The following is a 14,429-nucleotide window of genomic DNA, read 5'->3' as shown; positions in this document are numbered from 1 at the left end:
ACCGATAAAACCGCCGGATTCCCTGAAAACGGGCACATCCTCCAGGTCGGGGCGGGGCTGAGCAGTCGACTTGTCCACAGGAATTGGCCCTGCGGCGGTCTTTGTCCACAGGCTGGGGGTGGAATCTGTGGATAGAAAAAGCTGCCGGGGAGGTCAAGGTTCAAACCACCCTCACACACTCATTCGGGTGGGAATGGCTCGCCCCAAAGAGTTGATCGCCGATAGACGGGTGACGCCGTTCACCTGCCGCTCGCCCATGCGAAACCCGGGCACGAGGACCGATTTGTCGACCTTGCGGCAGTCTCGGAGCGCGTAGTCCACAGGCTGCGGGTCCAACCTGTGGATAACTCTGAGGACAATCCTCAGGGACGCCCGTCGAGGCAGCGAGTCAGCCAGTCGGAGGCGGCGGTGAACTCACTGTCGGTGGTCCCCGGCCGGGCCGTGCGCACGTCACTCTGCGCGACCCCGGCCCTCGGATAGGAGCCGAGGAACCGGACCTGCGGACAGGTGCGCTTCAGACCCATCAGGGCCTCGCTCATCCGCCGGTCCTGGATGTGCCCCTCGGCGTCCACGGCGAAGCAGTAGTTGCCGATGCCCTCACCGGTGGGCCGCGACTGGATCAGCATCAGGTTCACCCCGCGGACCGCGAACTCCTGCAGGAGTTCCAGCAGCGCACCCGGGTGGTCGTCGCCGAGCCACAGGACCACCGAGGTCTTGTCCGCGCCGGTCGGTGCGGCCGGCCGGGCCGGCCGGCCGACCAGGACGAACCGGGTCTCGGCGTTCTCCGCGTCGTGGATCTCGGTGACCAGGGCCTCCAGCCCGTACGTGGCGGCGGCGAACTCGCCAGCGAACGCGGCGTCGAAGCGGCCCTCCTGCACCAGCCGGGCCCCGTCGGCGTTCGAGGCCGCCGACTCCCACACCGCGTCGGGCAGGTGACGGCGCAGCCAGTTGCGGACCTGGGGCTGGGCCACCGGATGCCCGGTGACCGTCTTGATGTCCGTCAGCTTGGTGCCGGGGCGGACCAGCAGCGCGAAGGCGATCGGGAGCAGCACCTCGCGGTAGATCATCAGCGGTTCGCCGGAGGCCAGCTCGTCGAGGGTCGCGGTGACCCCGCCCTCCACCGAGTTCTCGATCGGCACCAGGGCCGCGGCCGCCTCCCCGTTGCGGACGGCATCCAGGGCGGCCGGCACCGACACCATCGGGACGAGTTCTCTGGTGGCCGCTTCCGGCAGGGTGCGCAGGGCGGCTTCGGTGAAGGTGCCCTCGGGTCCGAGATAGGTGAAGCGCGTAGCCGACATGTGGTCAGCCTAATGCCGGTCCCGGGCCCGGAAGGGCGCCGTTCACCCTTCGAGCAGGCGCTGCCCCACGTACTCCCCGGCGGACCGGGGGGCGGCCGGGACGGCGTAGAGGCCACTGGCCTCGTGCCGGATGAACGGGGAGAGGGCGTCCCCCCGGTCGAGCTTCCGCTGGACCGGCACGAACCCGCGGAGCGGGTCGGCCTGCCAGCAGACGAAGAGCAGGCCCGCGTCCGGGCTTCCGTCGGCGCCGATCCCGTCGTGGTACGAGAAGGGACGCCGGAGCATGGCGGCACCGCCGTTCTGCTCGGGGGCGGAGATCCGGGCGTGGGCGTTGGCCGGGATGACCGGCTTGCCGTCCGGGCCGAGCTCGTCGAGGTCGGGCTCGGTGGTCTCGGTGCCGCCCGTCAGCGGGGACCCGTCGGCCTTGCGGCGGCCGATGACCTTCTCCTGCTTGTCCAGCGGCAACTGCTCCCAGCTGTCCAGGAGCATCCGGATGCGCCGCACCACCGCGTACGAGCCGCCGGCCATCCAGGCGTGCTCGGCCGGCCCGGGCCCCGCGTCGGGGACGAAGATCCGCTGGTCGAAGTCCGGCTCCGTGGGCTTGGGATTGCCCGTGCCGTCGACCTGGCCCATCAGGTTGCGGGCGGTCATGGGGGCGGCGGTGGCACCGGGAGAGCGGTTGAAGCCGTTCATCTGCCAGCGCACCCGGGCCGCGTCCCCGGCCTCCTTCTGCAGGGTGCGCAGGGCGTGGAAAGCGACCAGTCCGTCGTTGGCGCCGATCTGGATCCACAGGTCGCCGTTGCTGCGCCGCGGGTCGAGCTGGTCGGAGGAGAAGTCGGGCAGCGGATCGAGTGCGGCCGGCCGCCGAGCGGCCAGCTGGGTGCGGTCGAAGAAGGAGTGGCCGAAGCCGAAGGTGATGGTGAGGGAGCAGGGGCCGGCGTCGAGGGCGATACCGGTGTCCCCGCTGCCGGCCGGTTCCCCGGCCATCAGCCGGCGGGCGGTCTCGGACCAGCGGCGCAGCAGGGCGGCGGCCTCGGCGCGTCCGGCGCCGGGGGCGAGGTCCAGGGCGAGGAGGTGGCCCTTGGACTGCATGGGGGTGGTGATGCCGGCCTGGTGCGTGCCGTGGAAGGCGACCTCGGTGCTGCCGAGCGCGGCCAGGCCGCCTGCGGCGCCCGGGCTGCCGGCGTCGTCCGGTCCGGTGAGGGCGGCGTGCCCGAGGGCGCCGCCGGTGGCGCCCAGGGCGAGGCCGGCGGCTCCGGCGGCGCCCACCGTGCCGAGCAGGCGGCGGCGGGAGATCTCGATGTCCACGGTGCTGTCGGTCACGCTGGTCAGCCGATCTTCACGTTCTTCTTGACGGTCACTTGGTCGATGTCGGAGGTGCGCACGATGGTCTCGATGCGCCATTCGCCGGGGAGCGGCAACTGGACCCCGGAAGCGCTCCAGTGTCCCGGGGAGATGCGGTCGGGGGTCAGCGGCAGGGGGCCGATGTCCTGGGCGGGCAGGGTGAAGGCGACCTTGGCCTCGGGTACGTCGAGGGGCTTGCCGTCGGCGCCGTCGATCCAGAGGTGGAGCGTGTTGGCTCCGGTGCGGCCCGGGTCGAGCTCCAGGCGGACGGTGCCCTTGCCGTTCGGGCCTCCGGTGTCGAAGGGCAACGTGTACTTGACGGGACGGTCGGGCACGGCGGTGGAGGCGTTCGCGCCGGCCCGTCCCGCCTCCTGCTCCGCGGCCCGACCGGGTTCGGTGCTCGTCAGCAGGGTGGTGACGGCGAGCAGGACGACGGCGACGGCGGCCTCGGCCAGTACGGACCGGCGCAGCCCGGTGCGGCCGGGGTCGGCGTCGCGGACCTTCTGCTGACGGGCCTTGGTCCGGGCGGCCTGCTGGCGGGCGAGCTGGGCGGCCCGCTCGGGGTCGGCGGGCACGGTGACCCGCTCGGGCTCGGGTTCGTGCTCCGGTTCCGTTTCCGGCCGGGGTCCGGCCGCTGCGTCACCGGCCGTTGTCTCGCCGGCCGTTGTTTCACGTGAAACAGCGAGCCGGGCGGTCCACCGGCGGGAGATGGCGGCGGTGCCGACGAGGACGGCGACCAGACCGGCCTTGACCATCAGGAGCCGGCCGTACTCGGTGCCGGTGAGGGCGGACCAGCTGCCGACCTGGCGCCACGACTGGTAGAGGCCGGTGGCGGTCAGCACCAGGACGCTGACGAACGCGATCCTGGAGAAGCGGTGGACGGCCCCGGGCTCGATGCCGGGCGCCTTGTGCAGGGCGGTCAGCAGGGCGGCCAGGCCGCCGAGCCAGACGGCTACGGCGAGCAGGTGGGCGATGTCCACCGGCATGGCGATGCCGGTCTGGATGCCGGTGGAGGCGTGTTCGGACAGGGCCCAGGTGGCCGCGATCCCGGCGGCGACGACCGTGCCGCCGACGGCGAGTCCGAAGGTCAGGTCGCCGTTGCCCGGGTCGTCCGCCCCCGCCGGCCCGGTGTCCCCGTCGTCCTTCCGGCGGCGGGCCCAGGGGCCGAAGAGGACGGCGACGAACAGGGCGGCGGCGCCGAGCAGCAGCAGCCGGGAGACGAGTGACGCGCCGGTCTTGGTCTCGAGTACGGCCCTGAGCCCGGTGAGGTCCAGGGCGTCGGCGAACTTCCCGGAGCCGGTGTAGGGGTTGCGGAGCAGCAGCATGGCGAGGGTGGCGGCGGTGACGGCCACCCAGGCGCCCTGCACCAGCTTCTGCAGGGAGCGCTCGGCCGCTCCGCGGCGCCAGCACAGCATGACGAACGCGGCCGCGCCGACGAGGACGGCGAACCCGGCGTAGGCGGCGTAGCGGGCGATCCCGTAGGCCACGCCGACGGGTCCCCCGCCGGCCTGCCGGTCGGGGAGGGTGACGCTGGTGGCGGAGGGGGCGCCGATGGAGAACGTGAAGGCGCCCGCGATGGGGTGACTGTCGGCGGAGACCGCCTGCCAGGCCACGGTGTACGTGCCGTTGGGCAGTCCGCTGTGCAGGGCGGTGCCGTAGCGGATCTCCGATCCGCTGCACATGTCACGGAGTTCGCCGGTGTCGACCCGCCTGCCCTGGGGGTCCATGACGCGGATGGAGTCGTCGCCCATGGCGACCTTCTCGGAGAAGGAGAGGGTGACCTGGGTGGGGGCCGTGGCGACCACCGCCCCGTCCTTGGGATCGCTCGCGGTCAGTGCGGCGTGTGCCGTGGCCGGAGCGGCCGCGGTGAACAGGGTCGCCAGCAGGGCTGCGAGGACCAGCACGAGCCGCGGCAGCAGTGCCGTGGCGGGGGTGCGGGCCGCGGAGCGGGCGGGGGCGGTGGCCGTCATGGCGTGTCAGTCCCTCGGTCCGTCAGTGAGAGGTTTGGTTCTGCGGGTTGTGGGTGCGTTCCTTCACGTCGAGCTCGACCTTGACCGGCGCCGCCTTCTCGAAGCGCAGCTCCACGGTGATCTTGTCGCCGACCTTCGGCTTGTTCTTCAGGCCCATGAACATGATGTGGTCGCCGCCGCGCCGCAGTTCCAGCTCGCCGCCGGCGGGCAGGTCCATGGAGGGGACCTGCTGCATCTTCTGGTTCTTGGTCTCGTGGATCTGGACGTCGTCGGAGAGCGGGCTGGTGACGGCCGTGAGCTTGTCAGCGGTCCCGGAGCCGTTCTTGATGACCATGAAGCCGCCGGCCATCTTGTCGTTGACCGGCTCCGGCATGAAGGCGCCGCTGACCGTGATCGCGGGGCCGTCGGAGCCGGCCTCGCCGTCCTTGTCGGAGGAGCAGCCGGATATGGCGAGGGCGGCCGTCAGGGAGAGGGCGGCGGCCAGGGTGCGGGTGGTGCGGCGGTTCACGGGTTCTCTCCCTTGACGAGCTTCGGCAGGTCCTTCTTGTAGTCCTCGACGCTGGTGTTCTCCCCGTAGAGGACGTAACCCTCGTCGGTCTTGGGGGAGAAGGCGATGACCTGGGCGCCGTGCATGGAGACGACGCTGCCGTCGGCCTCCTTCTTGGCGGCCTCGATGCCGATGTGGAGGCTGCGGGCGCCGGCCTGGATGGCCTTGAAGTCGCCGGTGAGCCCGATGAAGGAGGGGTCCTGGGCCTTGAGCCACTTGCCGAGGGACTCGGGGGTGTCGCGTTCGGGGTCGGTGGTGACGAAGACGACCTGGAGGTTGTCCTGGTCGGCCTTGGGCAGGTCCTTCCTGGCCACCGCGATGTTGCCCATGGTCAGCGGGCAGACGTCCGGGCAGTTCGTGTACCCGAAGTAGATCAGCGTGGGCTTGCCCTTGGTCTGCTCGCGCAGGCTCCAGGGCTTGCCGTTGGTGTCGGTGAGGACCAGGTCCGGCTTCTCGTAGGGCCGGTCGAGGACGGTGGCCGCCGTCTTGGCCTTGGCCGGGGCGTCGACCTGGGCCACCGGCCCGTCGGTGGTCCCGCCTCCGCAGGCGGTGAGGGTGAGGGCGGCCGCCGCCGCGAGGGCGGCGGCCATCACACGTGGGGTGCGCATGGAGAGTTGTCCCTGGATCGGGTCGTGGATGTACGGATGGACTGCCGGAGCGGTCAGGAGGTCCGGCGGCGCGAGGCGACGCCGAAGGCGACACCGGCGAGCCCGACGACGATGCCGGTGACGGCGAGCACGCGGGCGGTGGTGTCCGAGCCGCCGGAGGCCTCGGCGTGCCCGTCCCCCGCGTGGCCGTCCTTGGCCGCGCCGGCGTTCTTCCCGGAGTCGGAGCCCTTGGCGGAGTCCTTGGCGGCGGTGCCGTGGTGGTCGTCGCCCTTCGCGGGGGTCAGCTGCAGGACCGGGGCCGGGTTCTGTGGCTCCTCCCCGCCTTCCTGCGGCTCCTCGATCCAGCGGACGACCTCGTTGTTGTCGTAGGTCTGGATGGCCTTGAAGACCAGCTCGTCCGAGTTCTCGGGGAGCTTGCCGAGGGCGACCGGGAACTGCTGGAACTTGCCGGGCTCGATCTTGCCGCCGGACCAGGTGATCTTGGAGACGGCTTCGTCGATCTGCTTGCCGTGGACCGAGAGCGGCTTGTCGAGCTTCGTCTTCTCGACGGTCACCGTCCAGCCCGGGACGTCCTGCGGCATGGCCGAGGAGAGGGGGTGCTCGGTCGGGAAGCTGATCTCCAGCTTGTTGGTGCTGGCGTTGTCGCGCTCGTTCGGCACCCGGAAGTTGACGGTGGCGTAGCCGCCCTGGGCGGCCTCCCCCACCGGCTGCACGCTGACGTGGGCGAAGGCGGTGCCGGAGAGCACCAGGACGGAGCCGGCGGCGAGTGCGGCGGCGAAGGAGGCACGCGGCAGGACACGTGAGGTCTTCATGGCGGAAAGCTCCACGGAGAAGTGGTGACGGTTGCTCCGGGCGCGGACGCGCGCGGAGTACGCGGCACCACTGCCGGGGACCCGGTCCGGGCCCGTGGGATGCCGCGTCAGGCTGCGAGGGCGTACGCCGCGGCGGGCGGGCCGCGCCTGATCACCGTGTGCTGGAGGGCCTCCCGGCCCGGACCGCCGTCCCGGTTACGGGAACCGCGCCGGGTCCGGGGGAGCGCCACCACTTCGCCGGGCAGCCCGGCGCACAGCGCCCGTACGAGGGCCAGCGCGCTGCGCAGGGCCCGTACGGGAACGGCTTCGGCCGACCGGCGCGAGAGCTGGACCAGCCGCACCAGCGCCGCGTCGCCACGGCCGAGCAGCCAGCCGGCCGCGACCGCGGCCAGCAGGTGCCCGAGCAGCATGGGCAGGCCGAGCAGCCCGGCCAGCGGTTCCGCCGCGGCCGGCGCGGCGGCGTGGACGTGTCCGCCGTGCGGGCCGGCGCCGGCGGCCGAGACGGCCGCGGTGGCCGGGTCGATGCCCGCGGCCCACAGGATCTCGCGGGCCCGGGCCGGGCTGAGCGGTATGGCGTTGCCGCCGCAGATCAGCTGGGCGGCCAGAGCGGCGATCGAGGTCTCGGAGGCGGCGCGGGCCGACTCCGCACCGGCCCGGGCGGCTTCGTGCTGCCCCAGGCCGAACACGGCGTGCAGGGCGACCTGGCCGCCGGCCAGCGCGGCGGTGATGCCGCGCAGCGAGCGGCGGCGTCCGGCGAGCGGGGCCGCGACCGCGAACACGGCGAGGAACGCGGCGCCGACGGCCCACCAGGGCACTCCGGCGCAGGACGCGATGGCGTGCCCGGCCGCGGACAGCACGACGCAGACCGCGGCGAACACCGCGGCCCGGATCAGCCGTGGTCCGGCTGAGGTGCGCACCGTCTGGGGGGCAGTCATGGCCGGGCCATCATCGCACTGCGCCCCCGGCGGGTGTACGGCAGGTCCGTAAGGTCCCTTGCGTCCCCCGCACGGTCTCGGCCGAATGAGGGCTGTGCCCGCGCCGGGGCTTACCGCCCGGTGCGGGCGGCAATAGGTACGGGTATGAGCATCTGGTGGTCGCTCCACTTGAGGCGTGAGGCCGCGAGCGTCCCGCTCGCCCGGCGGCTGCTGCTGGGGACGATGGAGACCGCGGGGGTGGACCCGGACATCTCCTTCGACCTGTCGGTGGCGCTGAGCGAGGCGTGCGCGAACGCGGTGGAGCACGGCGGCCGCGAACCGGGGGCGGAGTGCGGCGCGTACCGGGTCACCGCCTACCTGGACGGGGACCGGTGCCGGATCGAGGTGACCGACTCCGGCCCGGGTTTCCCGCCGCACACGGTGTCCCGGCACAGACCCGGGCCCGTCGCCGGGAGCGGGCACGGCGGGTGCGCGGGGGCGGCCGTCCCGTCCGGCCCGGTGCTGCGGGAGCACGGCCGGGGGCTGTGCCTGATCGAGGAGCTCGCCGACCACGTGCGGTTCCGGAACCGGCCCGGCCGGGGCGCGGTGGTCAGCTTCGACAAGATGCTGAAGTTCCGGGACGGGGCGCTGCTCACCGCCTCCTGACCCCCTACGACGTCGGTCCGGACCGGACGCGCAGGTCCGGACGCGCACTTCCGGACGCGCCGAGGGGCGGGTCCCCTGCGGGATCCCGCCCCTGCGGCCGGTGGCGACGCGGCGTGCGGTCGCCGCGGACCGGTCAGCCCTTGAGGCGGGCCATCCAGGCCTCGACCTCGTCGGACCGGCGGGGCAGTCCGGCGGACAGGTTCCGGTTGCCGTCCTCGGTGACCAGGATGTCGTCCTCAATGCGGACGCCGATGCCGCGGTACTCCTCCGGCACGGTCAGGTCGTCGGCCTGGAAGTAGAGACCCGGCTCGACGGTGAGGCACATGCCGGGCTCGAGGGTGCCGTCGACGTAGGCCTCGGTGCGCGCCGCGGCGCAGTCGTGGACGTCCATGCCGAGCATGTGGCCGGTGCCGTGCAGGGTCCACCGGCGCTGCAGGCCGAGTTCCAGGACGCGCTCCACCGGGCCCTCCAGCAGACCCCACTCGACGAGCTTCTCGGCGAGCACGTGCTGCGAGGCGTCGTGGAAGTCGCGGAACTTGGCGCCGGGCTTGACGGCCGCGATGCCCGCTTCCTGCGACTCGTAGACCGCGTCGTAGATCTTGCGCTGGATCTCGCTGTAGCGGCCGTTGACCGGCAGCGTGCGCGTGACGTCGGCGGTGTAGAGCGTGTGGGTCTCCACGCCGGCGTCCAGGAGCAGCAGCTCGCCGGAGCGGACCGGGCCGTCGTTGCGGACCCAGTGCAGGGTGCAGGCGTGCGGGCCGGCGGCGGCGATGGTGCCGTAGCCGACGTCGTTGCCCTCGACGCGGGCGCGCAGGAAGAACGTGCCCTCGATGTAGCGCTCGGAGGTGGCCTCGGCCTTGTCGAGGACCTTCACGACGTCCTCGAAGCCGCGGACGGTGGAGTCGACGGCCTTCTGCAGCTCGCCGATCTCGAACTCGTCCTTCACGGCGCGGGCCTCGGAGAGGTAGACGCGCAGCTCCTCGTCCCGCTCCTTGGTGACCTTGTCGGTCAGGGCGGCCTCGATGACGGAGTCGTGGCCGCGGACGGTGCGGACGGGGCCGGTGGCCTCGGCGAGCTCCTCGGGCAGCGTCCGTACGTCCTTGGCCGGGATGCCCAGCAGGTGCTCGGCCTCGGTCAGCGAGTGGCGGCGGCCCACCCACAGTTCGCCCTGGCCGGAGAGCCAGAACTCGCCGTTCTCGCGGTCGGACCGCGGCAGCAGGTAGACGGTCGCGGTGTGGCCGTCGGTGGTGGGTTCCAGGACCAGGACGCCGTTCTCGGTCTGGTCACCGGTGAGGTACGCGTACTCCGTGGAGGCGCGGAAGGGGTACTCGGTGTCGTTGGAGCGGATCTTGAGGCGGCCCGCGGGGACGACGAGGCGCTCACCGGGGAAGCGCGCGGACAGCGCGGCCCGGCGGGCGGCGGTGTGCGCGGCCTGGGCGATCGGCTCCAGGCCGTGGAGCTCGGTGTCGGCCCAGCCCGAGCGCATGTTCTCGGCGAGCTCGTCGCTGACACCCGGGTACAGGCCGTTCTTGCGCTGCTTGTGCGTCTTCTTGGGCTGCTCTTCTTCCGGGGTCTCCGGGGTGAGCTCGTCAGCCACGTCTTCTCCTCAGATGCGACGGCTAGGACCGGGTAGGGGCCCCATCCATCGTATGTGCGAGGAGCAAGCACCCGTCTAGGGTGTGACAAATCAGTCAAACCGGGCGGCCAGCAGGACGATGTCCTCGTCCGCGCGGCCGGGGCGCGTGCCGGCGCCGTCCGAGGCCCCTTCCGCGGCGTCCGGCAGCAGGGTGCGCAGGACGTGGTCGCACAGGGCCTCGGGATCGTCCCTGACCGACCGCGGCACTCCGGCCGCGGCGGCGTGCAGCCGCGCGTAGGCCCGGTCCATGGCGTCCCCGGTGCGCCGGAGCAGCCCGTCGGTGTACAGCAGCACCGTTTCTCCGGCCGCGGGCTCGATCTCCACGCTCGGCGCCTCCCAGCAGGACAGCATGCCGAGGGGGGCGGAGAGGGAGGTCTCCACGTACTCGGTGCGGCGGTCGCCGATCAGCAGCGGCGGCGCGTGCCCCGCCCCGGCGAGGACGATCTTGCGGCGGGCGGGCTCGCAGTAGGCGAACAACGCGGTGGCCGACCGGGCCGGCTCGGTGAGCCGGAGCAGCAGTTCGAGGTCGGAGAGGACGGCGACCGGATCCTCGCCCTCCATGACGGCGTAGGCCCGCAGGGAGGCGCGCAGCCGGCCCATGGCGGCGACGGCGCTGGGGCCGGAGCCGGTGACCGAGCCGACGGCCAGGCCCAGGGTCCCCTCGGGCAGCGGCAGGGCGTCGTACCAGTCGCCGCCGCCGGCCGGACCCGTCCGGTGGCGCGCCGCGAGCTGCACCCCGGGGACCCGGGGCAGCCGGCTGGGCAGGAGCTCCTCGGAGATGGTGACGAGCCGGGTGCGGGACCGTTCCACCTCCAGCATGCGGGCGAGGTGTTCGGCGCCGTTGCGGACGTAGAGGCCGACCAGGTCGCGCTGGCGGTCGTTCGGCTCGGCCGGTTCGTCGTACAGCCATACGGCGGCCCCGAGCCGGCCGACCGCCTCCGCGGTCAGCGGCAGGGCGTAGCTGGCTGCGTAGCCGAGGCGGGCGGCGACCTCGCGGTGGCGGGGGTCCACCGCCGGGGCGGGGCCGTCGTCTCCGGCGTCGGGCTCCGGCAGGACCTCGGAGCCGCCCTGGGCGTCGGGCAGCCCGTCGAGGATCCGGCCGTACGAGGTGGCACTGCGCGGCACGGTCTCGATGTGGCCGAGGTCGGCGTGGCCGAGGCCGAGGCCGATGGTGGTGCTCGGGCCGAGTCCGTCGGCCGGTTCCAGGACGACCAGGCCGCGGCGGGCGCCGACCAGCGCGGCTCCGGCACGCAGGAACTCCTGGAGGGACGCGGAGAGGTCGGTGGCGCGGGTGAGGCGTTCGGTCAGCTCGTGCAGGGTGGTGAGGTCGGAGACCATGCCCGCCAGCCGGTCCTGCACGACCGAGCTCGGGGCGGGGGCATGGGTGGGGGCGGTGCGAGCGGGCACTGGCGCCGCAGTGTGAGGGGTACTCGGAGTGGCCGGATCGATTCCAGCCACTTTCGGCAGATGCGGGGCGCTCATGGCATCCGCCTTTCCACCTGGTGCGATTCGCCATATAGCATCGCAAACCCCCAGATCATTCTGCGCCGCCGTCAAGGGATCCACATCTACACGCAACGGTGGATCGATGTCCAGCATTGCCCAGGTGGGAATCGTGGTGTCCGTGATGCGACAACTCCCCGTCCGATGAAGGCACAACGTTGGCCGGAAAAAGCCGGAAGCGGAGCTTTTTTGAGGTCGACTGGACGAGGTCCGAAGTGACTCCGGGTACGTAGTCGGTGTTGACAGGGGACAGTTGGCGCCACCCCGGGACCTCCCGGGCTCGACCCGGTGCGGGTGCGCGGCGCCCGTGCCGGACGTTCCATGGACCCGTAAGAAACTGCACGAACCGCGTGAACCTGCTTCAGGCGGGACAGTGACGCGAAACGTGTACGTGTGGTTAAACACCGCATACATGGTGTGATGTGGCCCTCGGCGTTCAACGGAAAGGAACGAGCGCACATGCGCGAGATCCTCGGAAGGCGTCTCCAGCGGCTCCGCAGCTCCCTGAAGTCCGTGCGCTCCCGCGCCGGCGCCCGCTCCCGGCCCGGCGGTCCGCCCGTACCGCTCGACGCCGCCCTGACCTGCGCCGCCGTCTGGCGGTGGCCGGTGCTGCCCGGGGTGGGACGGGCCGCTGACAGCGCCCGGTGCGCGTGCCCCGACCCGGACTGCACGGTCCCCGGGGCCCATCCCTTCGACCCGGGACTGCTCGCCGCGACCACCGACGCCCGGATGGTGCGGTGGTGGTGGACGAACCGCCCGGCCGCGCCGGTCGTCCTCGCCACCGGGGGCCGGGCCCCCTGCGCGGTGAGCCTGCCCGCGGGGGCCGCCGCGTCGGCGCTGCGCCGGCTGGACGCGCTGGGGGTGCGGCCGGGCCCGGTGATCGCCGCCCGGAACCGCTGGTCGCTGCTGGTGGCGCCGTACTCGCTGGAGCGGCTCGGTGAACTGCTCTACGCCAAGGACCACGTCCCCTCCACCGTGCGCTTCCACGGTGAGGGCGGATACCTGCTGCTGCCGCCCGGCGACGGGGGACTGCGCTGGGAGCGGGAGCCGGTGGTGAAGGCCGGCCGACCCGTACTGCCGGAGGTGGAAGAGGTGGTGCACGCCCTCGTCGAGGCCGCTTCACTCGAACGGGTGCCACCGGCGTGAGTTTCGGCGGGAATTGGGCGCGGGGCATCTTCCCGGCCATTCCCGCGTCGCTATCTTCGGCGAATGAATCTCCGCCTGACCGCTATCGGTGCCGGTGTACTGATCATCTTGTCGCTCCCGCTGGCAGGGGCGATTGCCGGGCCCGACTTCCGCGCTCAGGACGACGGCGGAAAGGGCGGGGGACTGTTCCGTTCGCTCGGTCTGCCGGAGGGTTCCGGCCAACATGACCGTTCCGGAAGCAGGGCGGATGGTTCCAGCGGGGAGGAAGGGACGGACGGCAGGGGCGCGTCTGACGGGGCCGCCGGGCCCGGCCTGATCGCTCCGGGCCCGCCCGGTCCGCCCGAGCAACCGCGTACGGAGAGCCGCTGCGGCCCCGAACTCTCCTCCCCGCAAGGGCTGAAGGCCCAGACCTGCGTGCTGTCCGGCGAAGGGGCGACCTGGGGGCGCAGCTACTACAGGAACACCAGCGGGCGGGAGTTGGGCGCCGTCCTGACCCTGATGGGTCCCGCGGGCCGCACCCTGCAGATCCATTGCGGAATCGGGGCAGGCGACGAGCCGGGGCTGTGCGAGACGCCGAAGGGGCCGACGGTCGGAGAGCCCGCCGACTACACGGCCGTGGCGGAATTCGCAGTTCCGGATGAGGGGGCGCCGCTGTTGCTCCGTTCCGGAAGCAACTCCTCCGGTATGGGCGAGGGTTGAGCCTTCCGGAAATGGAAGGGCCCGGTCGCTGGCGACGGGGGATGCACCAGCGACCGGGCTACAAGAACGGTAACAAGAGATCGCCTGTTCGCAAATTCGATCTCTGATATTCAGACACCGATTTGCAGGCGATTAGCGGGAGTTGTGACTCCGGTCACCGGTCCCGCGGGCGGGCGCCGGTCAGCTGAGAGTGACCTGCCGGTTGGTGAGCCCGCCGCGCGCCCGGCGCTCGTCTGAGGTCAGCGGCGCGTCCTCGGCGAGGGCCTTGGCGAGCCGCTCGGCGAGGGCGGCGGCCGGCTGCTCCACGTCCGCGGCGGTCATCCCGGTGGGCAGGTCCCAGACCGGGACCATCAGGCCGTGGGCCCGGAACGAGCCCACCAGACGGGTGCCTTCACCCAGCGAGGACTCGCCCGCGGCGTGCAGCCGGGCGAGGGCGTCGAGCAGCTTCTCCTCCGGGTGGGGCATGACCCAGCGCAGGTGGTTCTTCTCCGGGGTCTCGCACCAGTAGGCGGCGTCCACGCCGGTCAGCTTGACGGTCGGGATGGCCGCGGCGTTGGCGCGCTCCAGCGAGGCGGCGATCTCCGGGGAGGCGTCACGGGTGCTCTCCGCGTCCGGAATCCAGAATTCGAACCCGCTGTGCACAACCGGCTCGAAACCGCCGTCGGCGTCGAGGAGGTCCTGGAGCCGCGGGCCCTCGGCGGCGACCCGGTGGGCCGGCACCGGACGGCCCGGCTCGGTGGCGAAGGCCCGCTGGAGGGTGTCGGCCATGTCCCGCGCGAGGTCGCCGGAGGAGGAGTCGTTCTGCAGGCCGAGCAGGATCGAGCCGTCCTCGCGGCGCAGCGCCGGCCACGCCATGGGCAGTACGGTCGCCAGCGTGACGGAGGGGACGCCCTCGGGCAGGCCGCCCTTGAGGTGCAGCTCCACCGTGGCCGCGGGCACCAGTTCGCGCAGCGCCACCCAGTCGCACTCGCCGGGCAGTCCCTCGAACGGCCGCTGCGTCAGCTCGGTCGCCGCGTGTGCCGCCGCGCGGCCGTGGCAGGCCTTGTAGCGGCGCCCGGATCCGCAGGGGCAGGGCTCGCGCGCGCCCACCACCGGGATCTCCCCGTCCTTGAGCTGCGGCTTGGCAGTCGTTGCTGCGGGGCGCTTCTTGGCCATCGTGGGTGTCTCCCGGTTGCGGCGGTACGTGACGGCGCGAGCCTAGCCGCTCGCGCCGCGCGTACGGCCGCGACGGGGTCCGGTCCGGGGTCCTGCCGGAAGCACGGTCGGCGTGCACTCCCGGGCGGGCG

General features: G+C 72.7%; 13 protein-coding genes. 3 read left to right on the top strand and 10 right to left on the bottom strand.

The window, feature by feature from the left end:
• Window positions 1–362 precede the first annotated feature (362 nt).
• The 7 genes from pheA to ACFY61_RS20610 form a co-directional block, all read right to left on the bottom strand.
• Window positions 363–1,298, bottom strand: a complete 936-nt coding sequence (pheA, locus tag ACFY61_RS20640; RefSeq protein ID WP_389473870.1) for a prephenate dehydratase — start codon at window positions 1,296–1,298, stop codon at window positions 363–365.
• Window positions 1,299–1,340: 42 nt separating this feature from the next.
• Window positions 1,341–2,621: an iron uptake transporter deferrochelatase/peroxidase subunit gene (gene efeB, locus ACFY61_RS20635; protein WP_389473868.1), complete on the bottom strand. Its 1,281-nt coding sequence runs from the start codon at window positions 2,619–2,621 to the stop codon at window positions 1,341–1,343.
• A 5-nt stretch (window positions 2,622–2,626) separates the two neighbouring features.
• Entirely contained in the window at window positions 2,627–4,612 is a 1,986-nt protein-coding gene (locus ACFY61_RS20630; RefSeq protein ID WP_389473866.1) for a copper resistance protein CopC, read from the bottom strand.
• A 22-nt stretch (window positions 4,613–4,634) separates the two neighbouring features.
• Window positions 4,635–5,120 (bottom strand): copper chaperone PCu(A)C, encoded by a 486-nt coding sequence (locus ACFY61_RS20625; protein WP_389473865.1) that lies wholly within the window; start codon window positions 5,118–5,120, stop codon window positions 4,635–4,637.
• A complete protein-coding gene (locus tag ACFY61_RS20620; RefSeq protein ID WP_389473863.1) occupies window positions 5,117–5,767 on the bottom strand; it encodes an SCO family protein in 651 nt (216 codons plus the stop codon). Before ACFY61_RS20620 ends, ACFY61_RS20625 begins: the two co-directional genes overlap by 4 nt.
• A gap of 53 nt (window positions 5,768–5,820) precedes the next feature.
• Complete coding sequence (locus ACFY61_RS20615; RefSeq protein ID WP_389473861.1) at window positions 5,821–6,579, bottom strand: YcnI family protein; 759 nt, start codon at window positions 6,577–6,579, stop codon at window positions 5,821–5,823.
• A gap of 107 nt (window positions 6,580–6,686) precedes the next feature.
• Window positions 6,687–7,514, bottom strand: a complete 828-nt coding sequence (locus tag ACFY61_RS20610; protein ID WP_389473859.1) for a hypothetical protein — start codon at window positions 7,512–7,514, stop codon at window positions 6,687–6,689.
• Window positions 7,515–7,658: 144 nt separating this feature from the next.
• On the opposite strand from ACFY61_RS20610, the gene ACFY61_RS20605 reads away from it, so the two are divergent.
• Window positions 7,659–8,159, top strand: coding sequence for an ATP-binding protein (locus tag ACFY61_RS20605; protein WP_389473857.1), 501 nt, complete (start codon window positions 7,659–7,661; stop codon window positions 8,157–8,159).
• 133 nt (window positions 8,160–8,292) lie between these two features.
• On the opposite strand, the gene ACFY61_RS20600 is transcribed toward ACFY61_RS20605, so the two are convergent.
• Window positions 8,293–9,756 (bottom strand): aminopeptidase P family protein, encoded by a 1,464-nt coding sequence (locus ACFY61_RS20600; RefSeq protein WP_389473855.1) that lies wholly within the window; start codon window positions 9,754–9,756, stop codon window positions 8,293–8,295.
• Between the two features lie 90 nt (window positions 9,757–9,846).
• Window positions 9,847–11,394, bottom strand: coding sequence for a PP2C family protein-serine/threonine phosphatase (locus tag ACFY61_RS20595; protein WP_389473853.1), 1,548 nt, complete (start codon window positions 11,392–11,394; stop codon window positions 9,847–9,849).
• Window positions 11,395–11,757: 363 nt separating this feature from the next.
• On the opposite strand from ACFY61_RS20595, the gene ACFY61_RS20590 reads away from it, so the two are divergent.
• Together ACFY61_RS20590 and ACFY61_RS20585 are read left to right on the top strand one after the other, a co-directional pair.
• A complete protein-coding gene (locus ACFY61_RS20590) occupies window positions 11,758–12,444 on the top strand; it encodes a bifunctional DNA primase/polymerase (RefSeq protein ID WP_389473851.1) in 687 nt (228 codons plus the stop codon).
• A 63-nt stretch (window positions 12,445–12,507) separates the two neighbouring features.
• Window positions 12,508–13,143 carry a hypothetical protein gene (locus ACFY61_RS20585; RefSeq protein WP_389473849.1) on the top strand — a complete coding sequence of 212 codons (636 nt, stop codon included), beginning with the start codon at window positions 12,508–12,510 and terminating at the stop codon, window positions 13,141–13,143.
• A 180-nt stretch (window positions 13,144–13,323) separates the two neighbouring features.
• On the opposite strand, the gene ACFY61_RS20580 is transcribed toward ACFY61_RS20585, so the two are convergent.
• Complete coding sequence (locus tag ACFY61_RS20580; protein WP_389473847.1) at window positions 13,324–14,298, bottom strand: DUF5926 family protein; 975 nt, start codon at window positions 14,296–14,298, stop codon at window positions 13,324–13,326.
• Between the last annotated feature and the right edge of the window lie 131 nt (window positions 14,299–14,429).

It is taken from the genome of Streptomyces sp. NPDC012888 (assembly GCF_042900645.1).
Taxonomy (GTDB): domain Bacteria; phylum Actinomycetota; class Actinomycetes; order Streptomycetales; family Streptomycetaceae; genus Streptomyces.
Note: the sequence above shows the minus strand (reverse complement) of the source record. Positions and strands in the feature narration are given on the sequence as shown.